Genomic DNA, 26,530 nt, shown 5'->3' on the forward strand with positions numbered 1-26,530 from the left:
GGGGACGTTGAACGATGAATTTCTGGAAGTCAGCCCTTGTGGGCGCTGCAATCGCCTTGCTCTCATCTACCGCTTCCTATGCTGCAAAGACTGATCTTACGCTCGGCATCGTGCTGGAACCGCCGCATCTTGATCCGACAGCAGGTGCCGCAGCGGCGATCGACGAGGTCGTCTACGCCAACATCTTCGAGGGCCTGACGCGGATCGGATCGAAAGGTGAAGTTCTCCCTGCCCTCGCTGAAAGCTGGACGCTGTCCGATGACGGCAAGATCTATACATTCAAGCTGCATAAGGACGTGAAATTTCACGACGGCACGACATTCGATGCCGAGGATGTCAAGTTTTCGCTCGACCGCGCTCGCAGTGATAAATCCACCAATGCCCAAAAAGGCCTCTTTGCCGCCATTGACACGGTTGATGTGATCGATCCGCTGACAGTCAAGGTAACCTTGAAGCAGCCGAACGGCGATTTCCTTTACAATATGGGCTGGGGTGATGCGGTGATCGTTGCGCCGGAAAGCGCCGAGACCAACAAGGAAAAACCCATCGGAACCGGGCCATTCAAGTTCGACTCATGGGCAAAGGGCTCGCAAATCGTCATCTCCAAGAATTCCGATTATTGGGGTGCACCCGCGGCACTGGAAAAAGCCACATTTCGGGTCATCCCCGATCCTGCTGCGGCCACGGCGGCACTGATGGCGGGCGATGTGCAGGCCTTTCCGGTATTTCCGAGTTATGAAACGATCGCGCAATTCCAGGCCGATCCACGCTTCAAGGTGGTCATAGGGACGACAGAAGGCGAAACCGTGCTCGGCATGAACAACAAGAAGCCGCCCTTCGACAATCTGAAGGTGCGCCAGGCCATTGCCCACGCCATCGACCGCAAGGCACTCATCGACGGTGCCATGTTTGGTCTTGGGACGCCGATCGGCTCATTCTTTCCCCCGCATCACCCCGCCTACATCGATCTGACGGCGGAAACAGCCTATGATCCGGAACTTTCAAAGAAGCTCCTCACCGAAGCGGGGCAGGCTGACGGCTTCAAGACAACGCTGAAACTGCCCCCACCCGTCTATGCCCGGCGCGGCGGTGAAATCATCGCGGCGGAACTACGCGAAATCGGCATCGAGGCGGAGATCATTCCTCTGGAATGGGCGCAGTGGCTTGAACAGGTATTCAAGGGCAAGGATTACGACATGACGATCGTCTCCCATACGGAGCCGAACGATCTCAACATTTTTGCCCGTGACGACTACTACTTCAACTATGACAATCCGGCATTCAAGGATCTGATCAAACAGATCGAGGCGACGTCAGACGCCGAACAGCGCATGGAACTGTACCAGCAGGCGCAGAAGATCCTGGCAACCGATGTCCCCGCGGCCTTTCTGTTTCAGCTGCCAAAGACGGGCATATGGGATGCGAAGATCGAAGGCCTTTGGGAAAATGGTCCAATACAGGCCAATGACCTGACAGCGGTGAAGTGGGCCGACTGATGCTCGTCGGGGTCGGCACGATCAAGGCTGATTCATGTTGAGCTACGCATCAAAGCGCATTCTGATCGGCATCGTCACGCTGCTGGCCGCATCCATCCTCGTCTTCGCAGTTCTCGAAGTCGTACCGGGCGATCCGGCCCGCCTGATGCTCGGAATGAACGCGACGGAAGATGCCGTTCGAACCCTGCAAGAGCAGATGGGTCTGAACCAGCCATTGGTCGTGCGGTACCTCAGGTGGCTTGGCGGCCTTCTTACGGGCGATCTGGGTAGGTCTTACACGTACTCAGTGCCAGTCATAAGTCTTATCATCGAACGCGTCGCGGTTTCACTACCGCTCGCTCTGATCTCATTGATTCTTTCCACCGCAATCGCCATCCCGGTTGGTCTGTTTTCCGCAGCGCGGCGCGGTACCTTCTGCGACACCGTAACCATGGGGGTCGCACAGGTGGGCGTTGCGATTCCGAACTTCTGGTTCGCCCTCCTCCTCGTCTACGTTTTCGCGGTAACGCTGCGGCTCGTTCCAGCAGGCGGCTTTCCCGGTTGGAACACCGGCCTATGGCCAGGCCTTAAATCGCTGATACTGCCGTCCGTCGCCCTTGCGCTGCCGCAAGCCGCCATCCTGGCTCGTGTCACGCGCTCCGCCCTGCTGGATGTACTTGGGGAAGACTATATCCGCACTGCCCGCGCCAAAGGTCTTACGCACCGCAAGGTGCTCTATGGCCACGCCTTGCGCAATGCGCTCATCCCGGTCCTCACCATCCTGGGTCTGCAATTTGCCTTCCTGCTCGCCGGCACGATCATTATCGAGAACGTCTTCTACCTGCCGGGCCTCGGCCGCCTGGTATTCCAGGCGATCACCCAGCGCGATCTGATCGTCGTCGAAGGTGTGGTCATGGTGCTTGTCGCTGCAGTCATCTTCGTCAATCTCCTGGTCGATCTCTCCTACGCCATTATTGATCCCCGCTTGCGGAGCCGGTCATGAACGCCTCCACGGCATGGCACGAAAATCTGTCGAAAGCCCTCGCCAACAGGTCATTTCTCGTTGGCCTGATTATCACGAGCCTTCTCGCGTTGATGGCTGCTCTTTCCTTTGTCTGGACACCCTATGGGGTCGGCACCTTCGATATTATCGGCAAGCTGAAGCCGCCATCCGCCGCACATTGGCTCGGCACAGACCATTTCGGGCGCGATATTCTTTCGATGATCATGGTTGGCAGCCGCAATTCCATTGCAGTGGCCTTCGTTTCCGTGGTGATCGGCATGGGTCTCGGCGTACCACTCGGCCTTTGGGCAGCAGCACGCGGCGGCGTGACCGACGAATTGTTGATGCGCTTCAACGATCTGGTCTTCGCCTTTCCAGCACTGCTCTCGGCAGTCATGATTACCGCCGTCTTTGGCCCAGGCGCAATCAACGCAATCATTGCCATCGGCATCTTCAACATCCCAGTCTTTGCCCGTGTCGCCCGCGGTGCTGCCCTGTCGCTCTGGCCGCGCGAATACATCCTGGCTGCCCGTGCCTCCGGCAAAGGCGCGGCGCGTATCACGGTCGAACACATCCTGCCCAACGTGGCGAACCTCCTTGTCGTTCAGGGCACTATCCAGTTCTCGCTCGGTATCCTTGCGGAAGCCGGCCTTTCCTATGTCGGACTCGGGTCGCAGCCGCCAATGCCGAGCTGGGGCCGCATGCTGTTCGAGGCCCAAACGATGATCAGCTTGGCGCCGCATATGGCGCTCTTTGCGGGCCTCGCCATCGTCATCACCGTTCTTGGTCTTAACCTTCTCGGCGATGGCCTGCGCGATGTCCTTGATCCCAAATTGCGGCGGGAGCGTTGATGGCTCTGCTCGAAATCAAGGATCTGTCATTGACGATCGGCGCCTTCCTCGCGCTCAAGAGTATAGATCTTGCCATCGAGCCTGGCGAAATCCGGGCATTGGTTGGCGAATCCGGCTCTGGCAAATCCATGACCGCGCTCAGCATCATGAAACTGTTGCCAAGCGGTGCCAGGGCGGAGGGGCAAATTCGCTTTAACGGCAGGGATATTCTGGCCGCAAGCGAAGCCGAAATGTGCATGCTGCGCGGTGACGACATCGGCATGGTGTTTCAGGAGCCGATGACGGCGCTCAATCCGGTGAAAACCATTGGAGAACAGGTTGCAGAGGGAATCAGGCTGCATACCAGAGCAACGCGTGCCGTCGCACAGGAGCGGACACGCTCCATTCTCGATCGTGTGGGTCTGCCAACCGCAAAGTTTCCACTCGGCCGCTATCCGCATGAACTTTCCGGAGGCCAGCGGCAGCGGGTCGTCATAGCTATCGCTTGTGCGCTAAAGCCGAAACTGCTGATCGCGGATGAACCGACCACAGCACTCGATGTTGTCCTGCAGGCGCAAATTCTCGATCTTCTGCAAAGCCTCGTCGACGAAGAAAAAATGGGGCTTTTGCTCATCAGCCATGATCTGGCCGTGGTCGCAGATATGGCCCATTCGATCACCATTCTTCGGCATGGTGAGGTCATGGATAATGGCGAAACCACGCGGATCCTGACAGAACAAATACATCCCTATACGCGACAGCTGGCGCAGGCTTCGATGCATGTGCCGGAACGGACAAACCGCCCGCATCCTCCAACCCACGGCCCGCTCCTCTCGGTCCGCAATCTTGGACGCAGCTATCGCGGCAGTCGCAGTGGCTGGTTTTCCCGGAGCGATGATACAAAAGCAGTTGACGATGTCAGCTTCGATCTTCAACCAGGCCAATCGATGGCATTGGTTGGCCGTTCCGGTTGCGGCAAATCAACCCTCGCCCGGATGATCCTTGCCCTGGACCGGCCGACTGCCGGTGAGATCCAGTTTGGCAATCAACGCATCGACGGTCTGAAAGAGGATGCGCTGCGGCCGGTCCGTCAAAACATGCAGGTTGTGTTTCAGGACCCCTACGGGTCGTTCAATCCGCGCCACAAGGCGGAACGTCTCGTCTCTGAGCCGCTCTACCTGTTGGATCGCCCCCTCTCACCGACCGAAAAGCGCGATCGTGTCGATACTGCACTGGAGCGGGTTGGCATCCCGCGACAAGACCGGGACAAATATCCGCATGAATTTTCCGGTGGTCAGCGCCAGCGTCTTGCCATTGCTCGTGCCATCATCACCGAACCGAAGCTGATCGTTGCCGATGAGCCGGTCTCGGCACTCGACGTATCGATCCGCGCGCAAATTCTCGACCTCTTCGCCGATCTCAATCGTCGGCTTGGCATCGCCTACCTGCTCATCACCCACGATCTTGCTGTCGCCCGCGCCATCACAGACACCCTCATGGTTATGTCTGAAGGCAAGATCGTCGAGCGCGGCGACACCGAGGAAGTCTTGCGCAACCCGCAATCCGATGCGGGGCGCGCCCTTGTCCAGGCATCACCTGATCTTCACAAGGCGCTGGCACGAAGGATCGGTGAACAGGGTTAGAACAACAATCCTATGAGGAAAAGGACGAAGATGAGTCCCGTAAAGGTTGCAGTCGCAACGCTAAAAATATCAAGGGCGTCCTCGATGTTTTCAGCCCCCGCATCACGCCGACCTGCTCCGTTCAGCATCGGCTCGTTGGCTGTGACGCCGCCATAAACACGCGGGCCCGCAAGCGCCACTTCGATAGCTCCCGCCATCGCCGCCTCTGGCCACCCGGCATTAGGCGAGCGGTGCAGCCGCGCATCGCGCATCATCACGTTGAACGATCGAAGTGCTGCGTCATAGCCGTGCACGATCCAGGCAGCGGCGGAGATCAACAATCCCGTCAGTCGCGCGGGAATCCAGTTAGCGACATCATCGAGCTTGGCCGCAAAGCGTCCGAAATCGCGGTGGCGATCATTCAAATGGCCGATCATCGAATCCGCCGTGTTCAGCATTTTATAGGCCAGTAGTCCTGGAAGTCCTAACAGCGCATACCAGAATGCGGGTGCGATGATACCGTCGGACGTGTTTTCCGCGAGGCTTTCGATGGCGGCACGACTTACGCCGGCATCGTCAAGCACTTCCGGGTCACGCCCGACAATCATGGAGACAGCTCGGCGGGCGCCGACTATGCCCTCTTCGCGCAAGGCGACGGCGACGCGGGTCACGTGATCGCCGAGGCTTTTTTGCGCCAGAAACACCGCAACGAGGAGAGCTTCAACAAGCTCGCCAACCGGCGAGATAGTCCTCAGTGCCAGATGCACAACCCAGCCGACCACGGCCGCCAGAACGAGCAGCCCGAACATCGTCAGAAACCCGTCCCGTCGTCGCTCATCGTCCGAATCACCTGGCCTGTTGAATCTCGTGTCCGCATACGCGATTGCCTTGCCAAATAGCACAATGGGGTGCGGTATCTTCTCCCAAAGCCAGTCCGGATCGCCGAAATATCGATCGGCAAGCAAGGCAAGAAACAGAATCAAGAGATTGATTTCCATGAACGATTCGACCCTCTTGAATCAGAATATCAGCTGTTGATCCTGCCTTGAGCCTTGGTCAGGCGCTGGCGCAAGATGTCAGCGGCAATTTCATCCAATGGCAGACCAAAACGCAACCATTGTGGCGCGTAACCAAATTTTCGCGTCAGTACATGCTGTCTGCAAAGTTCTTCATGAAGACGATGCGCCTGCATCAATTCTACCAGTGAGAACAACATCGTGCCACCAATCTCGACAAGGCCAGCTTCAGCAAGCACATTCGCAAGCAATGCCCGGCGGAATCGAAGCCGCTCCGTATAGGCGGCGAGCCGTCCGCGATCTGAAAACGCATGCACTGCGATGGCTAGAGCCGGACCCGACACCGCCCATGGACCAAGGCGCAGCTTGAGCGTCTGCGCAATATCAAGCGTCGACAGGGCGAAGCCGAGGCGCAGGCCGCCAAGGCCGAAGAACTTGCCAAAGGATTTAAGGATGATCAGCCCGCCCTTGCCCGCATGTTCGGCAACGCTGCTCTCTGGATGCGGATCCGCAAAGGCTTCATCGACGACGAGAAATCCGCCCTTGCTATCCATTGCCTTGGCGAGGTCGAGCAGATCATCCTTTGCGGCAATGCGTCCATCCGGATTGTTGGGATTGACGATCACCGCAATCTTTGCAGACTGTGGAATATCCTCGATGCACGCGCAATTCGAGACCATCCAGCCAGCCTGCAGAAATGAACGCTCATGTTCCTGATAGGTCGGGCCAACGATCGCTACCTCCCCCCTGGTCACCAATTCAGGCATCATCTGTATCAGCGACTGCGTTCCCGGCGCGGCAACGATTTCAGCTTCATTTGCCATGCTGTAGTAGTCCTTTGCCGCACGAAACGCTGAAACCAGCAGCTTTTCATCCGGTAGGCGATTCCAGATCTCGGGCCCGATCAGCGGCAGGGGAAATACTTCCGGATTGATTCCAGTCGAAAGGTCAATCCAGTCGGCAACTGCGCCGCCGAAACGCTCCATGGCGCGGTCGAGCGCGCCCCCATGTTCAATCTGCATCATCCCGCCAAATCAACTACATGCATGTAGGAGCCACACACCGAACCAACGCGAAGCCCCGCTTCGCCCAAATCCTCGCCGAGCGCATCCCTGACACGAAAGAGCCGCGCGGCGTTCCCTTCGCGAACGATGCTGGCATAGTGGAATTCGTGAGCGGTCAGCAATGACTGGAAAGGTGATGCCGCCAGTGGTTCGATCCGCCGATAGCCGAGATGAAGCTTGCGCTTTGCAAAGCTTGTTTCGACCGGCAACAGCCTGAGCATCCCATACTTGTCGCCTTCAGCATCCTCGATGCTCTCGCCAAGCACCATATAGCCGCCGCACTCGCCATAGACGAGCGCACCTCTGGCCGCCGCTCGCTTAACACCGGCTGCAAAATTTGCGGCCTCTGCCAGCCGCCCTGCGTGAAGCTCGGGATAGCCTCCGGGAAGATAGATCGCATCGCTGCTTTCGGTCGGCGCTTCATCCGCGAGTGGCGAGAAGAAACTGATCTCCGCCCCGCGTCGGCGCCATCCATCCAGCAGGTGAAAATAGGAAAATGCAAAGGCATTGTCGCGCGCAACGGCAATGCGCTGTCCGAGCGGCGGAATACGCGCGACATTGGCCATAGACTCAGAGGAACCATAACGGCCTGCAACTTGCTGGATACGTTTGAGATCGATCCGCTCGCCGATGACCGACGCGGCATGTGCAATGAAATTGTCGACGTCGAGATGTTCGCCCGCCTGCACCAGGCCGAGGTGCCGTTCCGGTAATTGCAGCCTTTCATCGCGAGGCAATGAACCGAGGATGGGAATGCCCACAGGCTCCAATGCAGCTCGCAGCATGGCTTCATGACGTGCGCTGCCCACGCGGTTGAGGATCAGGCCAGCGATGAACAAGTTACGTCGAAAATCACGAAAGCCACTGACGAGCGCCGCGATCGAGTGCGACTGCCTGGCGCAATCCAGAACCAGAATGACCGGAAGTGAAAGGTACGTCGCTAGGTCCGCGGCGGATCCTCGCCCGTCCATGGCGCCGTCGAACAGACCCATCATACCCTCGACGACGAGCATCTTGCCGCCTTCCGTGTGGCGGGAGGCGAGCGCACTGATAAGGTCTGGCCGCATCGCCCAGGGGTCGAGATTGACGCAAGGAACGCCACTTGCAACCGTGTGATAGGCGGGATCGATATAATCTGGACCGGCTTTGGCAGGTGCAATCTCGATGCTGAGATCGCGCAGCGCGCGCAACAACCCCAGTGTCACTGTGGTCTTTCCGCTACCCGAAGCTGGCGCGGCAATTATCAAGCCTTTCATCCCGCGTCCTTTTCCCGGCGGGTACCAAGCGGGTCTTGGCTGAGCACGCGGCCCTCGATCGCACCGAGCCAGTCGAGAGCGGTGCGCAACCGCACCACTTCTCCGACGACAACGATAGCGGGAGGCCGCAACCCAGATCGCTGGACGTCCGTTTCGGCATTTGCCAAGGTCGTTTCGAGTACTTGTTGCCCACCTGTCGTCGCGTTGCAGACAAAGGCAACCGGCTCGTCCTTCGAACGTCCTGCGCTGATCAACCGGGAGGCAATCAAGCCTATGTGCTTCATCGCCATGTACATAACGATGACCGACGAGCCCTTGGCGATACTGGCCCAGTCCATCGAATCGGGAACCAGACCGGTCGCATCATGCCCGGTTAGAAAGGTCACGCTCTGGTTGGTTTCTCGATGGGTGACGGGAATACCCGCATAGGCCAAACCGCCGATTCCAGCGGTGATACCGGGGACAATCCGGAAAGGCACATCGTGTTCTACCAGCGTCAGTGCTTCCTCGCCGCCGCGCCCGAACACGAATGGATCACCGCCCTTCAGCCTCAGGACGCGCTTGCCGGAATGTGCGAGCTCGACCAGCCGCAGCGAAATATCCCGCTGCTGCGGCGATGGTTTGCCGCCGCGCTTGCCGGCATATTCGAATGTCGCGTCCGGATGCGCAAACGACAGGCAATCCTCGTTGACCAGCGCGTCGTAGACGACCACATCCGCCTGTTCGAGCGCATTGACAGCATGCAACGTCAGAAGGCCAGGATCCCCCGGCCCTGCGCCGACAAGCCACACATGTCCTGCTTCAAACTTTGGCAGTTTTGATTTCATTGCGCTCATCGCTTAACCCCGAACTTGGGTGTGATAAGATTCTGGTCAGGGCGAGCCGAAAATGGTGGTTCTCGAGAACCGGCGCACAGTGGACTTTGGGTCCCTAAGCAGCGGAAGCGCAGAATAGTGCCATTTGCAGGTCGCCATTGCCTGAATCTCATTACATCCTTTGCGCATAGCACAATTTTTCTCGCCGTAAGCATGAACTTATCGGAAAAATCATGCAACGGGCGTAGAAGCTGGTCTATAAGAGCCGCATGAGTGATGAATCTGATGCCGGATTGCGTAAACCTGATGAAACCAGTGAACGGCCCTTGCGTAGGGGCTGGACCACGGGTGCCTGTGCAACAGCCGCCACGAAAGCTGCTCTGATTGGATTGATCACAGGGGAGTTTCCCGACCCGGTGGCCATTATCCTGCCCAAGGGCGAGGTCCCGCATTTTCAGCTGGCAATCGAATCGATCGGTGAGGGTTACGCCATGGCAGGCATTGTCAAAGATGCCGGTGATGATCCCGATGTCACGCATGGCGCAACCATAATCTCGACCGTGTTCCCCGCCCCGCCCGGAAGCGGCATTCAGTTTGTCGCGGGCGAAGGCGTCGGAACCGTCACCTTGCCGGGCCTGCCAATTCCGCCCGGCGAAGCTGCTATCAACCCCATACCGCGCGAAATGATGACAAAGATTTGCGAGGAGATCTGCGCCCAATATGATTTGCCGGCAGATATCGTTATCACTATCTCGGTCCCCGAGGGCGAAGAGATCGCCAAGAAAACCTGGAACCCGCGTCTCGGCATTGTTGGCGGTATTTCGATACTGGGGACAACCGGTATTGTTCATCCTTTTTCTTGCGCAGCCTGGATACACTCGATCCATCGCGGCATCGATGTGTCGCGCGCCGCGGGCTTGACCCATGTGCTCGCTGCGACTGGCTCCACATCCGAGGACGCGGCACAGGCGATCTACAACCTGCCAGAAATAGCTCTCCTCGATATGGGTGATTTTGCCGGCGGACTTCTGAAATACCTGCGCGTTCATCCGATCGACCAGCTGACCATCGCCGGCGGCTTCGCCAAGCTGACCAAACTCGCGCAAGGCGCGCTCGATCTTCACTCTGCCCGTAGCCAGGTCAGCATGAACTTCCTCGCAGCCGAGGCGGAAAAGCTCGGACTCGATCCAAATGTGAGGGAGCGGATTCTGAATGCCAACACCGCACAGGAAGTGCTTGAATTGACTCAAGGTCTTGGAATCGATCTCGCACTTCCTGTCGCGACAAAAGCCAGAGAGACGGCGCTCGCCACGCTCAAGGGCGCGCCGGTCGAAGTAGAAGTGATCGTTACCGATCGCCAGGGAACGATTCTCGCCCGTGTCTGATCGTCCAATTCTCATTCTCGGCGGCACTGCGGAGGCCGCGAAGCTCGCTGCACGGCTCATGGCACAGGGCTATCGCGTCATTTCCTCATTGGCGGGGCGTACACGCGAGCCAGCCAAGCTCGAGGGCGAAGTGCGTACCGGCGGATTCGGCGGCGCAAGAGGACTCATCGGATATATCGCGCGCGAGAATGTGTCGCTGCTTATCGACGCGACGCACCCGTTCGCAACGCAGATATCGGACAACGCCCTCGTTGCAGCTGCCACAACGAAGGTCCCGTTCGTCCGGCTGGAGCGGCCGGCATGGCATGCAAGGCCCGGCGACAAATGGACAAGCGTCAGTTCACTGGAAGAGACAGTCTCCGCCATCCCCACTAAGTCGCGTGTGTTGCTCGCGCTTGGAAGGCAGCACATCGCGCCGTTCGCCCGCCGTGGCGACGTGCATTTCGTCGTACGGATGATCGATCCGCCGGAAGTACCGCTCGACCTCATCGACTTTGAGCTCGAACTATCAAAACCCGGCAGTGTCGAAGATGAAACAACCTTCCTGACCAAGAAGCGCCTGTCACATATCGTCTGCCGCAACTCTGGCGGTTGCGCATCCTATACCAAGATCAAAGCTGCACGCGATCTTGGCCTGCCCGTTATCATGATCGACCGGCCGCACCGCCCAGGCACCTGCACCCTGCCGGATATTGAAAGCGTCAGTCATTTCGTCGATGAGACTTTGGGTTCACTTCGAACGTGAGCGCAATGTGTGGCTATGATCCTTGTGGTAAAGGGCTGAATCGCGAAAAGCGTCCGCAGACAAACCGCGCCCGACAAAAATCATTGCCGAGCGGCTCAACCCCGATTCCCGCACCTTGCCGCCAATGTCGGCCAATGTTCCATGAATGAATTGTTCGTCCGGCCAGCCGACGCGATAGGCAACAATAACGGGGCAATCAGATCCATAGAGCGGAGTGAGCTCGGTTTCGATGCGCGTCAGGTTGCGGATCGACAGATGAATGACCAGCGTCGCACCAGACTTGCCGAGCGTTGCAAGATCCTCTCCCTCAGGCATGGCCGATGATTTCATCGAAGTGCGTGTCAGGATGATTGTCTGGCAGACTTCCGGGACCGTCAGTTCCTTCTTCAGCGCTGCGGCGGCGGCAGCGAATGCGGGAACACCCGGCGTCACGTCATAGGCGATCCCCAGTGCATCGAGGCGCCGCATCTGCTCTGACACGGCCCCGTAGATAGATGGATCGCCGGAATGTACCCGCGCCACGTCCTTGCCTTCCGCATGCGCTCGTTCGAATTCAGCGATAATTTCATCAAGCGTAAGCGACGAGGTGTCGATCACTCGCGCTCCCTCAGGCACCTCAGCCACCATTTGTGCTGGAACGAGCGAGCCCGCATAGAGACAAACCGGGCAGGACTGGATCAGCTTCAACCCGCGCACGGTGATAAGGTCGGGCGCGCCAGGACCTGCGCCGATGAAATGAACCGTCATTGTCTAAACTCGTCTATCTCTTCACTGCAAGCGCTGCAGTGGCGTGAGCGGATTTGGTCTTTCCGATCACCAGTACGCCATCCGAACCCACGGCTGCAAGCGCCGCAGACTCCGCTACACCGTGGCAGCCGACCAATGCGAAAACCCGTTCTGATGGATTGAGTAATCGCGGCGTTTCCCTTTCCAGAACTTCGGCACTGAAACATGTGACAGGCAAGCCAAATTGCTCCGCCGTTCGAACGACAGCCGGCTCATCCTTGCGTTGCTCGATCGAAAATACGCCAAGTAAGTTGCTTGCGGCGACGCTCGCTTCCTTCAAGACGCGCCCGGCCAGAGCAAGCACTTCCTGCGGGTCGCAACCGCGCTCACAACCAAGGCCCAGCGCGTAGAGGGGTCTAGTCATCAACGCTTCTTGTGCAATTCTTCCGGCGTCACACCCAAAAGATCAGCCGTCTTGCGGATCAAATTCGCCTCATCGGGATCAAGGTCATTGTCAGCATTGGCAATGGTCAAAAGATGGCGCAGCAACAACACCTTGCGCTCAAAGGGCACATCGGCAAAGGCGAGCGCAGCTTGCTCACTCGTCGTCTCATAGCCGAAATCCTTGAGATACTCGGCCACTTCTGCAAATTCATCGGGCGCAATACCAAAATCGCTCGCGGCAATTCCGAGGATTGCCGCATATTCCGTCTTGTCCGTCTTACCATCGGCCAATGCCACGTGCAGCAGGAGCAGAAGCTCGGCCGTCAGCACGGGATCATCGGCGACCTTTTGCACCGCACTTTTCGTTCCCAGGAACGCACTGATCCTATCAAAAATGCTTTCGCTCATTGTACCCCCGATTGACTTCGACGATTGTTTGCAGCGCAAGCCATCGAATTCAAGTGCCGAAACAACACAGTAGTGAGCGATTCGCACATCGCAATATAGGTAAACTCCAAAAGCGCTCGCTAAACGCGAAAATCCATCTATGGTCCGCCGCGCTGCACCGAGTCTCCTTCCCATGTCTGCCTTTCTCGAAAACGTTCCGCCGCTTCTGATTTTTGCTGCCTTTGGCGCAGGTTTTATCGACTCGATTGCCGGTGGCGGTGGGCTGGTCACCGTACCGGCATTGCTCCTGGCCGGTCTTTCGCCCGTTGAATCACTGGGGACTAACAAACTGCAGTCGCTGTTCGGCTCGGCTTCAGCCACGATCGCCTATGCCCAGAAGGGACACGTACACCTCAAGAAGCAACTGCCCTCTGCACTCATGTCAGCACTCGGCGGTGTTGGCGGAGCTCTGCTCGCAGGCTACTTACCCGGCGATGTGCTGCGGGCCTTTCTGCCGCTTCTTCTCATCGCGATTGCGATTTATTTCGCGCTGAAGCCCAATATGGGCGACATAGACCGCGCGCATCGTGTCACCCCATTCGTGTTTGGCCTTACGATCGTTCCGCTCATTGGCTTCTATGACGGCCTGTTTGGTCCAGGAACAGGCTCGTTTTTCATGCTCAGCTTTGTGTCACTTGCTGGATACGGCCTGCTGAAGGCGACGGCCCACACCAAGCTCTTAAATCTCGCTTCCAACCTCGGCGGTTTCGCTACCTTTGCAATCCTCGGCTTGGTCAACTGGAAGATCGGCCTGCTCATGGGCATGGCTCAGTTCGCCGGGGCTCGCGTTGGTGCGAGCCTGGCAATGAAAAACGGCACCAAGATCATCAAGCCGTTGCTTATCGTCGTGTGCCTGGCGCTTGCAACCAAACTGTTGCTCGACACGGACAATCCCCTGCGCGTCTGGCTTTCTGCGTATTTTTGGATCTCGGCTCCGCAGTAAGGAGCCTTCTGACGAGCAGATAATCGCATCAGATGACGATCGCGGTGGACTGGCAAAGGTCTTTTAGAACTCGATGCCCTTTTGAGCCTTGATGCCCGAGCGGAACGGGTGCTTGATCATTTCCATCTCTGTGACAAGATCTGCAAACTCGATCAGTTCGTCTTTGGCATTGCGGCCAGTGATGATCACATGTTTCATGTGCGGCTTCTGCTTCAAGACTTCGATGATTTCTTCAACTGGCAGATAATCGTAACGCAAGGCGATATTGAGTTCATCGCAGAGCACGAGTTCGGTTTCATCATCGAGGATCATTGCCTTAGCCTGTTCCCAGGCATTGCGCGCCATGGCGATATCGCGCGCCCGATCCTGCGTCTCCCAGGTGAACCCCTCGCCCATCGCCGAAATGGTCACTTGCTCAGGAAACTTTTCCAAAACCCAACGCTCGCCTGTGTCCCACGAACCCTTGACGAACTGGACTACGCCAATCTTCATGCCGTGGCCGAGTGCCCGAAACACCACGCCGAACCCGGCAGTGGATTTGCCCTTGCCCTTGCCGGTATTGACGATCACCAGGCCTTTTTCGTCGGTCTTGGTTGCCAGGATCTTGTCGCGCACGGCCTTCTTCTTGCGCATCTTGTCCGCATGGCGCTCGTTGATTTCCTCTTCGGTCAGGCTTTGCAATTTTTGTGATTTTTCAGCCATTTGGCCTCTCCTCCCGAATCATAATCTTAAGCAGCGAGTTTGCTGAGTTCAAAGCGCGCCGAGTTGGAGCGGGGTGTCCAGAAGCCGCGGGTTACCGCCTCTTCGAGCTTTTCCGCCATATCGCGCAAGGCGTGCGGGTTCTTGTCTTTCAGAAAAGCCCGCACATCGTCGTCCACCAGGAATGCCTGGTAGACGGCCTCAAAATGATAATTGCCGACAGCGCCGGTCGTCGCAGCAAAGGCAAAGAGGTAATCCACCGTCGCCGCCATCTCAAAGGCACCCTTGTAGCCATGGCGCATCACACCAGCGATCCATTTCGGGTTGGTCACGCGGCCACGCACTGTGCGGGCGATCTCTTCCTCCAGCGTGCGGATGACCGGCTTTTCAGGACGCGAGTGGTCGTTGTGATAGATGACCGGCCGTTCGCCCGACACGAGTTCCACCGCCACCGACATTCCGCCTTCGAACTGGTAGTAGTCATCGGAATCGAGAAGATCGTGCTCGCGGTTATCCTGATTTTGCACGACGGCGTTCACCGTGCGCAACCGTTGTTCGAGCAGGCCACGCTCCGCCTTCCCTTCTTCGCCGGCGCCATAGGCATAGCCTCCCCACACCAGCCAGGCCTCGGCGAGATCATCGCGCTTTGCCCAGTCCTGTCCGTCCATTAGCGCCTGCAGACCGGCGCCATAGGCACCCGGCTTGGAGCCGAAAACGCGGAAACCGGCGCGCTGCCTGGCCAACTTTTCGTCGGTACCTTCTGCTATCAGCCGCGCCTGCTCGCAGCGCATGCGTGTGGCAATGGGGTTGTCGCCAGCGTCCTCATCAAGATTTCCGACCGCTCGCACCGCCGTATCGAAAAGGGCGATCTGTTCCGGGAACGCATCGCGGAAGAACCCCGAAATGCGCAGCGTAACGTCAACCCGAGGTCGGCCAAGCGATGCCGTTGGGATGATTTCGTAACCGGTAACGCGGCGCGATGCCATATCCCACACCGGTTTGACGCCGATCAGCGCCAACGCCTGGGCAATATCGTCGCCGCCCGTGCGCATATTGGATGTACCCCAGGCGGTAAGGCCGAATGAAGTCGGAAACTCACCATGGTCCTGCGTGAAGCGACGGATCAGGAGTTCGGCGGATTTCTGCCCGAGTTCCCAGGCGGCAGGCGTCGGTACAGCCCGGCTGTCGACGGAGAAGAAATTGCGGCCGGTCGGCAAAACATCAGGACGGCCGCGTGTCGGCGCCCCCGACGGCCCTGGCGCAACAAAGCGCCCCTCTAGCGCCGTCAGCAAGGCGGTCATCTCGGCGGTCCCGCAGGCCATTACAGCAGGATGCAGATCGCTGCCGATCCCCTCAAGGACTGCGGAAGTCGCCGCCCAGGATGAAGGGCACTCGACTTCTCCAGATACCAGCCTTGCTGCCAGGAGCTCGATTCGTTCCACAGTATCACCAGCGATACGCCAGGGATCATGCGAGACGGTTTGCAATATCTCGGGACGCGCGCCGTTCCACGGGCCAGCCATATCGCAATCGAGGGGATCGAAACCATCAAAGTCAAGATCAAGCGCTATGGCGCGTTGCAGGCTTTGATCGGCTCCGTGGCCGGAGCCGCGCGGCACGCGGGCCAGCGCCACAACGAGATCCGTCAGCAGCCGCCCCTCCGGCGACTGCCCGAAAATGTGCAAACCGTCGCGGATTTGCATTTCCTTCAGGTCGCAGAGATAGGCATCCAGCTTTTGCAGGGCGAGATCGTCGGGATCGTGATCATGAATGCCCGCGTCGCTGTCGAGCCCGATGTCGCGCACCAGATCGAGGATCTGGACCTTCAACCGAACCAGGCGGCGCGGGTCAACGCCGGACGCTTCATAATATTCATCCACCAGCGCTTCGAGGTCCTTCAGCGGGCCATAACTCTCGGCGCGGCTCAGCGGCGGCGTCAGATGGTCGACGATGACGGCAGAAGAGCGGCGCTTGGCCTGCGTGCCCTCGCCCGGATCATTGACGATGAACGGATAGATATGCGGGATGGGTCCAAGCACCGCTTCCGGATAGCAGGTTTCCGACAGGGCAAGCGATTTGCCGGGCAACCATTCGAGATTGCCGTGCTTGCCGACGTGGACGATTGCGTGCGCCCCGTAAACTTCACGAAGATAGGCGTAGAACGCCATATAGCCATGCGGCGGCACGAGGTCCGGCGAGTGGTAGGTTTCCTTCGGATCGATGTTGTAGCCGCGAGCCGGCTGAATTCCGACCAGGATTTCCCCGAACCGAGCGAGCGGCAGCGCAAAGATTTGGTCCGGCTTCATGAAGAACGGATCAGCCTCTGGCCCACCCCAGCGGGAGCTGATCGCCTGTTGAATCACTTCCGGAAGTGATTGGAAGAAGCTGTTGTATTGATTCAGGGAAATGGTCTCGCGGACTTCCCTTCCATCGCTCGCCGCATTGGTTGGTCCGGCCATCATGTGGTTGATCAGCGCGTCACCATCGGCCGGAATATCGGCAACCCGATAGCCCCGCTCGCGCATCGTTGTCAGAACGTGAAAGGTCCCTGCGGGCGTATCGAGTCCGACGCCATTGCCGAGCCGCCCATCACGATTGGGGTAATTGGCCATGATCAGTGCGACGCGCCGTGCCTCGGGCTCTGTCGCACGCAACCTTGCCCAATTTGCCGCCAGCATGGCTACAAATTCGATGCGATCGGGCTGCGGCTCGTGCGTGACGATATTGGCCTCGACCGCCTCGTCATACCGCTGCGCCGATTTGAACGACACGGCACGTGACAGCACACGTCCGTCCACCTCCGGCAGTGCCACATTCATAGCGAGATCGCGCGCGGAAAGACCTTGATCCGAATTGCGCCATTGCTCGGCGCTCGATCCCGAAAAGATCACCTGCAGTACCATCGCGCCATCATGTTCAAGCACCGTCGGCTTGCGCGCGGCGCCTGGTGCGGAGACGGCAAACCCCGTCGCATTGAGCACGACCGCAGGCGGCGCTTCGCCGAAAATGCTTTCCAGCGTCGCCACCGACACCGGGTCTTTGAGGCTGGAAACAAACACCGGCAGCGGGTTCAGCCCTTTTGCCTTCAGCGCGTCGATCAATGCTTCCACCGGCTGCGTCTGCCCGCTCTGCACCAGCGCCCGGTAAAAGCAGATCGCAACGACCGATGCACCTTCTTGCCAATATTCGCGCATTTCTGCGAGCGAAGGAGCACCACTGCCCGGCCACCACAATCCCGCCTTAAGCAGTGGCGCTGCTTCCTGGGGCTTGTCCGTGTCGCTGATCAGCGCCGCGCAATAGTCGAGAAAGCGTTGCGCATTCTGCGCTCCGCCCTCAAGCAGATAGTGCCAGAGTGCTTGGTGATCCTGCCGCGCAATCGTAGAAAACCGGTCAAGCCCCGGATCCGGCTTGTCGTCGCCCGGAAGCACGGCAAGCTGGACCTTATGGTTCACGGCACAGGCATGCAGTGCCTCGAGCCCATAAGGCCAGTAGCTCTCGCCGCCGATAATACGCACGATGATCAGCTTCGCATGGCGTGCCGTGCGCTCGACATAGGCATCGACGGACATGGGATGCGACAGCGCCATCATGTTGGCAAGGCGCAGGCAAACCGCGCCATCGCCCAGCCGCTGCGCGGAAGCAAGGCTTGCCAGTTCTGTATCGGCAGCAGACAGAAACAGCACATCTCCCGGCGTCTGGCCGAGATCGATTGCCTCGGTGCCTTCAGCGATCGTGCCTTTCTGGGCAAGCAGGAGATGCATCTAGAGCTCTTTCCGACCATATTGGCCGTATTCTGTTTCCCGAATAGCGAGACAATCCACGCGGAAGGTGGCGGGGTCTATGTGGTTCATCGGACGAAGCCGCCTTAAAAAGTGGTTGGCAGCCAGCCGGAAACCCGAAGGGACGGGGCATGTTGCGCCAATCCCAGCGCAAAGCCACTTGCCCGCACGAAGAGTGCGGGTCTTTGTGTCTTTATTTGATCTTGTCACAACATGCCTCCGTCAGACTACGTCAATATGGCCGGAAAGAACTCCAGTATCCCATGTCAGGCTGCTGCGGCATTCATGGCAGTTTCGATCGCGGCCGTGTCGATGTCGTGCAGACCGATCACAACCAGCCGCGTCTGGCGCTCTTCGCCGGGGTGCCAACTGCGATCGAAGTAATGTTCGATGCGCGAACCTACCGCCTGCACAACGAGGCGCATTGGCTTGCCTGGAACATCGACAAAGCCTTTGAGCCGCAGGACGTCATGATCGGTAATCACACTCTTGAGTTTCTCGACAAAGGACTTCGGCTCGGCCACCGGCCCAAGGCCGACAACGAAGCTCTCGAATTCGTCATGATCATGCTCTTCACCCGCATCATGCTCCATCTCGTGGTGCGATTTGCGGTTGGCGATATCTTCCTCGGTACCGACACCAAGGCCGAGCAGCAGCTGATTGCTCAGCTTGCCGAAGCTCGCCGGTATCATATTGAGCGCGCGGGACGAACGGTTTTGCACATCGCCCTTGACCCCGTCGAGCTGTTCACCGCTGATCAGATCGGTCTTGTTCAGGACGATCAGGTCGGCAGCGCGGATCTGGTCCTCGAAGAGTTCTTCGAGCGGGCTGTCGTGATCAAGTGATTGATCCTGAACACGCTGTGCATCCACCTTGTCGTGGTCATCGGCAAAGCGGCCTTCCGAAACGGCCGCGGCATCGATGACCGTCACGACGCCATCCACCGTCACTTGCGTCTTGATCTCCGGCCAGTTGAAGGCAGCAACCAGCGGCTGCGGCAAGGCAAGACCCGAGGTCTCGATCACGATGTGATCCGGACGATCAGGCCGGTCGAGCAATTTGGTCATGGTCGGAATGAAGTCATCGGCTACCGTGCAACAGATGCAACCATTGTTCAGCTCGATCACATCCTCATCGCGGCAGGCCTCGATACCGCAGCCCTTGAGCAACCCGCCATCAACACCCAGATCACCGAATTCATTGATGATCAGCGCTATGCGCTTGCCGTTGGCGTTTTCGAGCAGGTTGCGGATCATTGTCGTCTTGCCCGAACCAAGGAAGCCGGTGATGACCGTTGCCGGAATCTTGTGATCAAGCATCTTTTGACCCTGCATGTTCTTATCCCTTCATTTTGAGCGGCAGACCTGCTGCCACGAAATAGACTGTTGCCGCGGCGCTCGCCACGGCTTGATGGAGACGTCCGGTATGATCGCGAAACGCGCGCGCCATCCGGTTTTCAGGAACGATTCCGAGGCCAACTTCATTCGACACCAACACCACCGCGCCTTTCAGGAGCGGCAGCGCCGCGACAAGCTTCGCCGTCTCAGCTGCTATGTCGCGCTCCGCCATCACCAGATTGGTGAGCCATAGCGTCAGACAATCAACGAGGACCGCCCGCTGGTCGGCGCATTCGTTTTGCAAGGTGCCGACAAGGTCGAACGGTTCTTCGATCGTGGCCCAGAAGGGACCGCGCCGCTCTTTGTGCAGCCCGATCCGCTCCGACATTTCTTCATCCCAGGCCCTTCCGGTCGCGAGATAGACGGCATCCATGCCAGATGCCTCTATTAGCCCTTCCGCAAAGGAGGATTTACCGGAGCGCGCGCCGCCCAGCACAAAGGTGACCCCGCGCTCCAAAACCGGCATCAACCCTCGAGCTCCGATGCCGCATAGCTTTGAATCGCCCAGCCGAGAGCTGTTCCCAGCACGACCCAGAAGAACAGATTGGTCGCCAGCGTCGACACCGCAAACTCTGAAGCCAGCATCGGCGGTACCGCCGATTTGAGATCTTCAGCTTCCGGCGCCCCGTAGACATGCGGCGCGACGATCAGCACGACACCCAGGACTTTGGCCCATATCTCTTCGCGCAGGACGATGAGATAGACGCCGCCCGCTGTAAGAAAGACGGTGATAAGCCACCAAGCCTGCCGCGTGGCGAGATCAGGGGCAGGCATTGCCGGCAATTCCGGCGCAAGGCTGAACGCGGGCGCGAAATTGAAAATGAAGAACCCGGCAAGACCCCAGTAGATGCCATTCTGCAGCGTGATCTTGCGGCCAAGGAAAAGCGCCGCAGCACCTGTGATGAGCGCAAAGCCTGCACCGGCAACAAGGTTGATCAGCAGCGTATTGCCAAAGCGCCCAAACGGAAGCGCCGGGCTGGCCTCTTCCTCGTGCTCATGCGCAGCCATCGCGACTGGCGCGCTATCCGCTGCGGTCGCTGCAGCCGGCTCAGCGGCTGCGTGCTCATGCCCGCCAGCTGCGTTTTCATATTCCTCGGCGTGAAGAATGAGCGGAACGTTCCGCACATACATCGCCGGTGTCAAAAGGATACCAGCAAACAAACCAGCTACGATCGTAGCCAGGAGATACTTTACCAACATGAGATCTGCTCCCAATCCCTAAAGCAAGATGCCGGGTACGCAAGAACGTCCCGGGCAATCAAACCGTATTTTTTCAATGCGTAAGCGCTGGCGGCTGAATCAGTTTATCCAGCCGGTACCAGCCTTAGTGGCAAGGGAATCCGTATGAATGGCGGGTGTCATGCGCTGTGTCATGCAGCGTTTCGGAATGCGAAAGGCCGACGCCGTAAATGATGAAAACACCAAGCATAAGTGAAAACACCGCCGTCGTCAGACGCGATGCGAGCGGGAGAGAAATCGTAGTCGATGTACGTGCAGCAGCCATAACAACCTCCGTGCAGGGCCAGAAGGGACAATCCCCTTCGGTTTTGGGCATTATTGCCCTATGACTGGCAGGTCTCCTGGCTCGCGGGTCGCAAGATCAATGCCGCCTTCCCGGTTTCCCAGTGGCTGCCATCGGCTTTCGCGTCTGGCGCTGACATCAATCCTCACCGCTCTACAGTCGCGGGGTCGGCTGCGGTTAGGCCGCCCTGATGGGTACGGCCGTCACATTCCCTTTTGATCCCATGGCCTTTGGCCGATACGGGAACCAATCATGGCTGAACGTTATTCATCAAGCGCTGGAAATGTCAAACGAAACTGCGACATCAATAACAGATGCCGCGTCATCAACGCAGTTTACGCATCAGCAATGCGTCAACATCCAGGACCTCCGCCAGTTGGCCGGCTATTGAATCGAGAGCAGCGTCTACTCCAGCGTTGTAATCCAACGCATCGGCTGCGATTCCCATGGAGCGCAACAACGCCGCTCTGAAGCCATCCGCCCCAAAAAGCCCATGCAAATAGGTACCAAAGACCCTGCCATCTTCTGACGTCGCGCCATCTGCTATGCCGTTGATGCGTGTTGCGGGCCGTGCACAATCGGGACCCGTCGTTCTGCCGAGATGGATTTCATAACCTTTCAACGGTAGATCGAACTGCAGCGAATGTGCATTGACGTTGCGGACAGTCTTTTCAGGCTCCATGACCGTGTCGATATCAAGATGGCCGAGTCCCTCGACTTCGGTGACACTTCCTTCAATTTCGTCGGGATCGCGCACGGTCCTGCCGAGCATCTGGTAACCGCCGCAAATGCCGATGATATGGCCGCCGCGACGCCGGTGCATATCGAGGTCCCGATCCCATCCATTTTCGCGAAACCGCAGCAGGTCGCCAATTGTGGATTTGGAACCCGGAATGATCACCAGCCCCGCATCCGCGGGCAGCCTTTCGCCGCTCCTGACCATGACCAGATCGACCTGCGGCTCGGCCATCAGAGGGTCGAGGTCGTCGAAATTGGCAATCCGATCGAGTACGGGAACGGCAATTTTCAGCGCCCGCCCCTCACCCTTGACCAGGCGCTCCAGGACGACAGAGTCTTCCGCAGGCAGGCGGGAAGCATCCCTCAACCACGGAACAACGCCGAATGACGGCCAGCCGGTAAATTGCGTTATCGATTTCAGCCCATCGTCGAAGAGCGAAACGTCGCCGCGAAACTTGTTGATGATATAGCCGATGATCATGTCGCGATCTTCCGGCTGCAGGATCGCGTGGGTGCCGACGATCGACGCGATCACGCCACCCCGGTCAATATCACCAACCAGCACGACCGGGACCCTGGCCCGCGTCGCAAAGCCCATATTGGCGATGTCTCCGGCACGCAGGTTGATTTCCGCCGGTGAGCCCGCGCCCTCGACGACAACGAAATCGGCGCCATCGCGCACGATATCCCACGACGCCATGACGGCATCGAGCAGTTGCGCTTTGAATTTCTGGTAGTCCCTGCCCTTGGCCTGTCCCCAGACTTTCCCCTGCACAATGATCTGGCTGCCGGTTTCCGATTGCGGCTTCAGCAGCACCGGGTTCATGTGCACCGACGATGGAACGCCGCAGGCGAGCGCCTGCAGCCACTGTGCACGGCCGATCTCGCCGCCATCGTCGCTGACCGCCGCATTGTTCGACATGTTCTGCGGTTTGAAGGGACGTACTTTCAGCCCGCGATTGCGTGCAAGCCGGCAAAGTCCGGCCACCAGGACGGATTTCCCAACATCAGAGCCTGTTCCCTGCAACATGATTGCGTGCGTCATAGGCTTTGAGTAGCGGATATGTCTTTCTCTTCCTAGTCCCATCCAAAACTCATCTGAATCGTTGCGCCACTTGGCGCATGGGATAGAGTGACGGCTAATGAGAATACAGGGAGGTTACCATGGATACGCTCGTGGATTCGGCGTCCGACCAGTTCGAACTCAACGAGGATCAACTGGCAATCCAGGACATGGCCCGGGCGTTTGCCGCAGATCGCGTAGCGCCCAATGCGCTCGCCTGGGATCGCGACAAGCATTTTCCAGCTGATGTGATTCGTGAAACCGGCCCGTTGGGCATGGGCGGCATCTATGTCCGCGAGGATGTAGGCGGATCAGGGTTGAAGCGGCTGGATGCCGTGCTGATTTTCGAGGCACTGTCAGCGGCCTGTCCCGCATTCTCGGCATTCATATCGATCCACAACATGGGGACATGGATGATCGATCTCTTTGGCAACGAGGAGCAGCGTCGACGCTTCGTACCAAGACTGACATCCATGGAATGGCTGGCGAGCTATTGCCTGACCGAGCCCAATTCAGGTTCCGATGCGGCAGCGCTGAAGACACGCGCCGTGCGCGATGGCAATCATTATGTGCTGAACGGCGCCAAGCAGTTCATTTCGGGAGCCGGCGATTCCGATCTCTACGTCACCATGGTCCGCACGGGCGAAGATGGGCCAAAGGGAATCTCGGCGCTGGTCGTTCCAAAGGACGCTCCCGGCCTGTCATTCGGCGCCAATGAATACAAGATGGGCTGGAACGCCCAATCGACCAGGCAGGTTATTTTCGACAATTGCCAGGTTCCTGTAGCAAACCGGCTTGGCGAGGAAGGCGATGGTTTCCGCATTGCCATGGGCGGACTTGACGGTGGGCGGCTGAATATCGCCGCCTGCTCGCTCGGCGGCGCGCAGTCAGCATTGGAAAAGGCGGTCGCTTATGCATCCGAGCGCAAGGCTTTCGGCAAGGCAATCAATCAGTTCCAGGCACTGCAGTTCAAACTTGCCGATATGGAGACTGAACTTTCCGCCGCGCGCATGCTCCTTTACACAGCTGCATCAAAACTCGACCGGAAGACGCATGACGCTTCGAAGTGGTCGGCAATGGCCAAGCGCTTCGTCACCGACACGGGTTTCAATGTCGCCAATGACGCACTGCAGATCCATGGCGGTTATGGCTATCTGCACGATTACGGCATCGAGAAGATCGTCCGCGACCTTCGTGTTCACCAGATTCTGGAAGGCACCAACGAAATCATGCGGGTCATTATCGCCCGGCATATGACCGGCCGATAAATCAAAATTGTATCAGGGAGAAACGCCGCGATGACAACAATCGCTTTTATCGGTCTTGGACATATGGGCAATCCAATGGCCGCCAATCTGGTCAAGGCGGGACATACGGTCCTTGGCTTTGATCTTCTGCCGGAAAACCTGGATGTGGCAAAAGGCAATGGCGTGACAATCATGGCGAACGCCGAAGCAGCGGTCGCCGACGCCGATGTCGTCATCACGATGTTGCCAGCCGGAAAACATGTGTTGTCCGTGTACGAATCGGTGGCAAAGGGCGCCAGGAAGGGCGCGCTCTTCATTGATTCATCGACGATCGACGTCGATTCCGCCCGCAAGGCCCACGAAATCGCACGAGACAATGGCCTGTTGTCGGTCGACGCACCAGTTTCGGGCGGCATTGGCGGTGCAGCAGCGGGCACACTTACGTTCATGGTCGGCGGTAGCGCAGATGCATTTACCAAGGCTGAACCGGTCCTGAAACCCATGGCTGGTCGCATCGTCCATTGCGGCGAGGCTGGCAATGGCCAGGCCGCCAAGATCTGCAACAACATGATCCTCGGCATTTCTATGATTGGTGTCAGCGAAGCCTTCACGCTGGCCGAAAAGCTTGGCCTCTCGCATAAGGCACTCTTCGACGTCGCCTCGACCTCTTCCGGTCAATGCTGGTCGCTGACCACCTATTGCCCTGTTCCAGGACCTGTACCGACATCGCCAGCCAATAACGGCTACAGGCCCGGTTTTGCCGCAGCGCTGATGCTGAAAGATCTGAAACTTTCGCAGGAAGCCGCCAAAAGTGTTGGCGCAGCAACACCACTGGGTGCCCATGCTGAGGAAATATATGCGCAATTCGGTGCGGCAGGTAACGAAGGTTCAGATTTCTCCGGTATCATCAACTATCTGCGTGATGCCAAACGGGAAATTTAAACCTGCTACCAGAAATTGCAGCATTCGACGGTAAGGCTGCATGACGACGTTTCGCGTGAAGCAGTCATGTGGGCCGATCGGCTCGCGTCGCTCGGGCGCTAGGGTCAGGACCTATCAAGATGATCGAAATGGCGCCTGGAACGGCAAGACGATGCGAGGAGAAGCGTGAAGGGCGGGGGTATTTCCCCCGGCCGAACGGTTCGACACTTGAGCTTGCGGCCGTTTCGGCGTCCGCAGGATATGGCCCATCTGACCGGCAACTTCGTCGCAAAGGCGATGAAAATGGATAAACATTTTCATCGCCTTTGCTCCTCGTATCCGAACGAAATGCCAAATATCATTTCGACCAGATTAACAGGTCCTGACCCTAGATACTTTCCGGCGTGAATATCTGCATTGGAAGAATTTCGTGGACGAAGCTTGGAGCTTCGATGGTGGGCAATGACTGCTTGATCAAAATTTCTACCGTTTTCTTGGCAATTTCCTCGAGTGGGTGAGAAAGAACCGCCATCAGTGTCCCGCTGACGAGGCCGGCGCTTGTTGCTTCCGTCAGGTCGTGGCCAATGACAACAGGCGGATTGTCGGTCCTAAGCTCTTTGATCGCTTCCAGCACTCCGCCGATGCCACCGCCGGCGACATATATACCCTTAACGTTCTCGTGCCGCTTTACGAGGTCGAGCGTTGCTTCATGCGCGTATCGGTCACTCTCGAATGTAGCGACGGGTTCGAGAAGATGAAGATGAGGCGCATACTCGCGCAGGTAAGCACGAAAGCCGATCTCACAAGCTTCCTGGCAAAGATAGCGGTGACTGCCGACGAAGATGGCCACCGGACTTGCGGCGTGGATCATTTTGGCAAGAAGCCATCCCGCAGTTCGGCCGACCTTCCTGTTGTCAAGGCCGACGTAACCCGCTCGCGATGACGCAGTCAAATCTGAAATCAGCGCAATGACCGGGATACCTCTGGCCGCGAGTTCGTCAATGGCAGCGGTAACGTTCGGATGGTCGGCCGCGACAATGGCGACACCGTCAACGCCATGGCCCACCCGTTTCAGCCTGTCCGCGACCGCTCCGGGCGTGAGATCATCCATGAACTCGATGATCGCTTTTCCGCGGATCACCGGGCTGGACTCAACAGCTTCTTGAATTGCAGCGCCTAGAAGGGCGTAAAAAGCCGTCGTCTTCTGCTGCAACAGAAAGGCGAAAGTCTTCTGGGGCACATCCGTCTTGAGACGCTGCCGCAAGAGCGGCGTGGCGTAAAACCCAATTCGTTCGGCGGCATCGAGCACGCGGCGCGCGGTTTCTTCCCGAACCTCGGCACGGCCATTCAACACCCGGTCGACAGTGGAGAGCCCGACGCCGGCTTCTTTCGC

Annotated in this window: 24 protein-coding genes and 1 riboswitch; of the genes, 9 read left to right on the forward strand and 15 right to left on the reverse strand. The window is 58.2% G+C overall.

Annotated elements, in window-relative coordinates:
• Window positions 1-14 precede the first annotated feature (14 nt).
• Genes AAAC48_RS28275 through AAAC48_RS28290 form a run of 4 tightly spaced genes read left to right on the forward strand, consistent with a single transcriptional unit; the run spans window position 15 to window position 4,951 of the window.
• Window positions 15-1,496 (forward strand): ABC transporter substrate-binding protein, encoded by a 1,482-nt coding sequence (locus AAAC48_RS28275; protein WP_340657382.1) that lies wholly within the window; start codon window positions 15-17, stop codon window positions 1,494-1,496.
• Window positions 1,497-1,530: 34 nt separating this feature from the next.
• Complete coding sequence (locus AAAC48_RS28280; RefSeq protein WP_340657383.1) at window positions 1,531-2,478, forward strand: ABC transporter permease; 948 nt, start codon at window positions 1,531-1,533, stop codon at window positions 2,476-2,478.
• Window positions 2,475-3,329 carry an ABC transporter permease gene (locus tag AAAC48_RS28285; protein ID WP_340657384.1) on the forward strand — a complete coding sequence of 285 codons (855 nt, stop codon included), beginning with the start codon at window positions 2,475-2,477 and terminating at the stop codon, window positions 3,327-3,329. Before AAAC48_RS28280 ends, AAAC48_RS28285 begins: the two co-directional genes overlap by 4 nt.
• Window positions 3,329-4,951 (forward strand): dipeptide ABC transporter ATP-binding protein, encoded by a 1,623-nt coding sequence (locus tag AAAC48_RS28290; protein WP_340657385.1) that lies wholly within the window; start codon window positions 3,329-3,331, stop codon window positions 4,949-4,951. Before AAAC48_RS28285 ends, AAAC48_RS28290 begins: the two co-directional genes overlap by 1 nt.
• On the opposite strand, the gene cbiB is transcribed toward AAAC48_RS28290, so the two are convergent.
• Genes cbiB through cobA form a run of 4 tightly spaced genes read right to left on the reverse strand, consistent with a single transcriptional unit; the run spans window position 4,948 to window position 9,102 of the window.
• On the reverse strand, window positions 4,948-5,928 hold the full coding sequence (cbiB, locus tag AAAC48_RS28295; RefSeq protein WP_340657386.1) for an adenosylcobinamide-phosphate synthase CbiB: 981 nt from the start codon (window positions 5,926-5,928) through the stop codon (window positions 4,948-4,950). The genes AAAC48_RS28290 and cbiB overlap by 4 nt on opposite strands.
• A gap of 29 nt (window positions 5,929-5,957) precedes the next feature.
• Complete coding sequence (gene cobD, locus AAAC48_RS28300) at window positions 5,958-6,968, reverse strand: threonine-phosphate decarboxylase CobD (protein ID WP_340657405.1); 1,011 nt, start codon at window positions 6,966-6,968, stop codon at window positions 5,958-5,960.
• On the reverse strand, window positions 6,968-8,266 hold the full coding sequence (locus tag AAAC48_RS28305) for a cobyrinate a,c-diamide synthase (RefSeq protein ID WP_340657387.1): 1,299 nt from the start codon (window positions 8,264-8,266) through the stop codon (window positions 6,968-6,970). The genes cobD and AAAC48_RS28305 overlap by 1 nt, the downstream gene beginning before the upstream one ends.
• A complete protein-coding gene (gene cobA / locus AAAC48_RS28310; RefSeq protein ID WP_340657388.1) occupies window positions 8,263-9,102 on the reverse strand; it encodes a uroporphyrinogen-III C-methyltransferase in 840 nt (279 codons plus the stop codon). The genes AAAC48_RS28305 and cobA overlap by 4 nt, the downstream gene beginning before the upstream one ends.
• Window positions 9,103-9,350: 248 nt before the next feature.
• Between cobA and AAAC48_RS28315 the strand changes: the two genes are divergently transcribed.
• Window positions 9,351-10,466, forward strand: a complete 1,116-nt coding sequence (locus tag AAAC48_RS28315; RefSeq protein WP_340657389.1) for a cobalt-precorrin-5B (C(1))-methyltransferase — start codon at window positions 9,351-9,353, stop codon at window positions 10,464-10,466.
• Complete coding sequence (locus AAAC48_RS28320) at window positions 10,459-11,211, forward strand: cobalt-precorrin-6A reductase (RefSeq protein WP_340657390.1); 753 nt, start codon at window positions 10,459-10,461, stop codon at window positions 11,209-11,211. The genes AAAC48_RS28315 and AAAC48_RS28320 overlap by 8 nt, the downstream gene beginning before the upstream one ends.
• Here the strand turns inward: AAAC48_RS28320 and cobM are convergent.
• Genes cobM through AAAC48_RS28335 form a run of 3 tightly spaced genes read right to left on the reverse strand, consistent with a single transcriptional unit; the run spans window position 11,197 to window position 12,789 of the window.
• A complete protein-coding gene (gene cobM, locus AAAC48_RS28325) occupies window positions 11,197-11,958 on the reverse strand; it encodes a precorrin-4 C(11)-methyltransferase (RefSeq protein ID WP_340657391.1) in 762 nt (253 codons plus the stop codon). The two genes, AAAC48_RS28320 and cobM, sit on opposite strands and share 15 nt — an antisense overlap.
• Window positions 11,959-11,971: 13 nt before the next feature.
• Window positions 11,972-12,361 (reverse strand): cobalamin biosynthesis protein, encoded by a 390-nt coding sequence (locus AAAC48_RS28330; protein WP_340657392.1) that lies wholly within the window; start codon window positions 12,359-12,361, stop codon window positions 11,972-11,974.
• Window positions 12,361-12,789: a TerB family tellurite resistance protein gene (locus AAAC48_RS28335; protein WP_340657393.1), complete on the reverse strand. Its 429-nt coding sequence runs from the start codon at window positions 12,787-12,789 to the stop codon at window positions 12,361-12,363. Before AAAC48_RS28335 ends, AAAC48_RS28330 begins: the two co-directional genes overlap by 1 nt.
• 172 nt (window positions 12,790-12,961) lie before the next feature.
• On the opposite strand from AAAC48_RS28335, the gene AAAC48_RS28340 reads away from it, so the two are divergent.
• The gene (locus AAAC48_RS28340; RefSeq protein ID WP_340657394.1) at window positions 12,962-13,771 is read left to right on the forward strand and encodes a TSUP family transporter; all 810 of its coding nucleotides are present in this window, start codon (window positions 12,962-12,964) and stop codon (window positions 13,769-13,771) included.
• 63 nt (window positions 13,772-13,834) lie between these two features.
• On the opposite strand, the gene cobO is transcribed toward AAAC48_RS28340, so the two are convergent.
• The 7 genes from cobO to AAAC48_RS28375 form a co-directional block, all read right to left on the reverse strand.
• The gene (cobO, locus tag AAAC48_RS28345; RefSeq protein ID WP_340657395.1) at window positions 13,835-14,473 is read right to left on the reverse strand and encodes a cob(I)yrinic acid a,c-diamide adenosyltransferase; all 639 of its coding nucleotides are present in this window, start codon (window positions 14,471-14,473) and stop codon (window positions 13,835-13,837) included.
• A 26-nt stretch (window positions 14,474-14,499) separates the two neighbouring features.
• Window positions 14,500-18,231 carry a cobaltochelatase subunit CobN gene (cobN, locus tag AAAC48_RS28350; RefSeq protein WP_340657396.1) on the reverse strand — a complete coding sequence of 1,244 codons (3,732 nt, stop codon included), beginning with the start codon at window positions 18,229-18,231 and terminating at the stop codon, window positions 14,500-14,502.
• Window positions 18,232-18,515: 284 nt separating this feature from the next.
• The gene (gene cobW / locus AAAC48_RS28355) at window positions 18,516-19,583 is read right to left on the reverse strand and encodes a cobalamin biosynthesis protein CobW (protein ID WP_340657397.1); all 1,068 of its coding nucleotides are present in this window, start codon (window positions 19,581-19,583) and stop codon (window positions 18,516-18,518) included.
• 4 nt (window positions 19,584-19,587) lie between these two features.
• Window positions 19,588-20,112, reverse strand: coding sequence for a bifunctional adenosylcobinamide kinase/adenosylcobinamide-phosphate guanylyltransferase (gene cobU / locus AAAC48_RS28360; protein WP_340657398.1), 525 nt, complete (start codon window positions 20,110-20,112; stop codon window positions 19,588-19,590).
• A complete protein-coding gene (locus AAAC48_RS28365) occupies window positions 20,112-20,846 on the reverse strand; it encodes a CbtA family protein (RefSeq protein ID WP_340657399.1) in 735 nt (244 codons plus the stop codon). The genes cobU and AAAC48_RS28365 overlap by 1 nt, the downstream gene beginning before the upstream one ends.
• 124 nt (window positions 20,847-20,970) lie before the next feature.
• A complete protein-coding gene (locus AAAC48_RS28370) occupies window positions 20,971-21,150 on the reverse strand; it encodes a CbtB-domain containing protein (protein WP_106710117.1) in 180 nt (59 codons plus the stop codon).
• A 48-nt stretch (window positions 21,151-21,198) separates the two neighbouring features.
• Window positions 21,199-21,434: riboswitch (cobalamin riboswitch) on the reverse strand.
• A gap of 59 nt (window positions 21,435-21,493) precedes the next feature.
• On the reverse strand, window positions 21,494-22,951 hold the full coding sequence (locus tag AAAC48_RS28375; RefSeq protein WP_340657406.1) for a cobyric acid synthase: 1,458 nt from the start codon (window positions 22,949-22,951) through the stop codon (window positions 21,494-21,496).
• A gap of 119 nt (window positions 22,952-23,070) precedes the next feature.
• On the opposite strand from AAAC48_RS28375, the gene AAAC48_RS28380 reads away from it, so the two are divergent.
• The gene (locus tag AAAC48_RS28380) at window positions 23,071-24,237 is read left to right on the forward strand and encodes an isobutyryl-CoA dehydrogenase (RefSeq protein ID WP_340657400.1); all 1,167 of its coding nucleotides are present in this window, start codon (window positions 23,071-23,073) and stop codon (window positions 24,235-24,237) included.
• 30 nt (window positions 24,238-24,267) lie between these two features.
• On the forward strand, window positions 24,268-25,158 hold the full coding sequence (gene mmsB / locus AAAC48_RS28385) for a 3-hydroxyisobutyrate dehydrogenase (RefSeq protein WP_340657401.1): 891 nt from the start codon (window positions 24,268-24,270) through the stop codon (window positions 25,156-25,158).
• Window positions 25,159-25,525: 367 nt separating this feature from the next.
• On the opposite strand, the gene AAAC48_RS28390 is transcribed toward mmsB, so the two are convergent.
• Window positions 25,526-26,530, reverse strand: a 1,005-nt coding sequence (locus AAAC48_RS28390) for a LacI family DNA-binding transcriptional regulator (protein WP_340657402.1), incomplete at its 5' end; no start/stop codon positions are given.

The sequence above is a fragment of the Phyllobacterium sp. genome, from assembly GCF_037994405.1.
Lineage (GTDB): Bacteria > Pseudomonadota > Alphaproteobacteria > Rhizobiales > Rhizobiaceae > Phyllobacterium.

Bases quoted from the DNA above. Each gene is read 5' to 3' on its own strand.
- AAAC48_RS28275 (WP_340657382.1), top strand. From the start codon at position 15: ATGAATTTCTGGAAGTCAGCCCTTGTGGGCGCTGCAATCGCCTTGCTC.
- AAAC48_RS28280 (WP_340657383.1), top strand. From the start codon at position 1,531: ATGTTGAGCTACGCATCAAAGCGCATTCTGATCGGCATCGTCACGCTG.
- AAAC48_RS28285 (WP_340657384.1), top strand. From the start codon at position 2,475: ATGAACGCCTCCACGGCATGGCACGAAAATCTGTCGAAAGCCCTCGCC.
- AAAC48_RS28290 (WP_340657385.1), top strand. From the start codon at position 3,329: ATGGCTCTGCTCGAAATCAAGGATCTGTCATTGACGATCGGCGCCTTC.
- cbiB (WP_340657386.1), bottom strand. From the start codon at position 5,928: ATGGAAATCAATCTCTTGATTCTGTTTCTTGCCTTGCTTGCCGATCGA.
- cobD (WP_340657405.1), bottom strand. From the start codon at position 6,968: ATGCAGATTGAACATGGGGGCGCGCTCGACCGCGCCATGGAGCGTTTC.
- AAAC48_RS28305 (WP_340657387.1), bottom strand. From the start codon at position 8,266: ATGAAAGGCTTGATAATTGCCGCGCCAGCTTCGGGTAGCGGAAAGACC.
- cobA (WP_340657388.1), bottom strand. From the start codon at position 9,102: ATGAGCGCAATGAAATCAAAACTGCCAAAGTTTGAAGCAGGACATGTG.
- AAAC48_RS28315 (WP_340657389.1), top strand. From the start codon at position 9,351: ATGAGTGATGAATCTGATGCCGGATTGCGTAAACCTGATGAAACCAGT.
- cobM (WP_340657391.1), bottom strand. From the start codon at position 11,958: ATGACGGTTCATTTCATCGGCGCAGGTCCTGGCGCGCCCGACCTTATC.
- AAAC48_RS28330 (WP_340657392.1), bottom strand. From the start codon at position 12,361: ATGACTAGACCCCTCTACGCGCTGGGCCTTGGTTGTGAGCGCGGTTGC.
- AAAC48_RS28335 (WP_340657393.1), bottom strand. From the start codon at position 12,789: ATGAGCGAAAGCATTTTTGATAGGATCAGTGCGTTCCTGGGAACGAAA.
- AAAC48_RS28340 (WP_340657394.1), top strand. From the start codon at position 12,962: ATGTCTGCCTTTCTCGAAAACGTTCCGCCGCTTCTGATTTTTGCTGCC.
- cobO (WP_340657395.1), bottom strand. From the start codon at position 14,473: ATGGCTGAAAAATCACAAAAATTGCAAAGCCTGACCGAAGAGGAAATC.
- cobN (WP_340657396.1), bottom strand. From the start codon at position 18,231: ATGCATCTCCTGCTTGCCCAGAAAGGCACGATCGCTGAAGGCACCGAG.
- cobW (WP_340657397.1), bottom strand. From the start codon at position 19,583: ATGCAGGGTCAAAAGATGCTTGATCACAAGATTCCGGCAACGGTCATC.
- cobU (WP_340657398.1), bottom strand. From the start codon at position 20,112: ATGCCGGTTTTGGAGCGCGGGGTCACCTTTGTGCTGGGCGGCGCGCGC.
- AAAC48_RS28365 (WP_340657399.1), bottom strand. From the start codon at position 20,846: ATGTTGGTAAAGTATCTCCTGGCTACGATCGTAGCTGGTTTGTTTGCT.
- AAAC48_RS28370 (WP_106710117.1), bottom strand. From the start codon at position 21,150: ATGGCTGCTGCACGTACATCGACTACGATTTCTCTCCCGCTCGCATCG.
- AAAC48_RS28375 (WP_340657406.1), bottom strand. From the start codon at position 22,951: ATGACGCACGCAATCATGTTGCAGGGAACAGGCTCTGATGTTGGGAAA.
- AAAC48_RS28380 (WP_340657400.1), top strand. From the start codon at position 23,071: ATGGATACGCTCGTGGATTCGGCGTCCGACCAGTTCGAACTCAACGAG.
- mmsB (WP_340657401.1), top strand. From the start codon at position 24,268: ATGACAACAATCGCTTTTATCGGTCTTGGACATATGGGCAATCCAATG.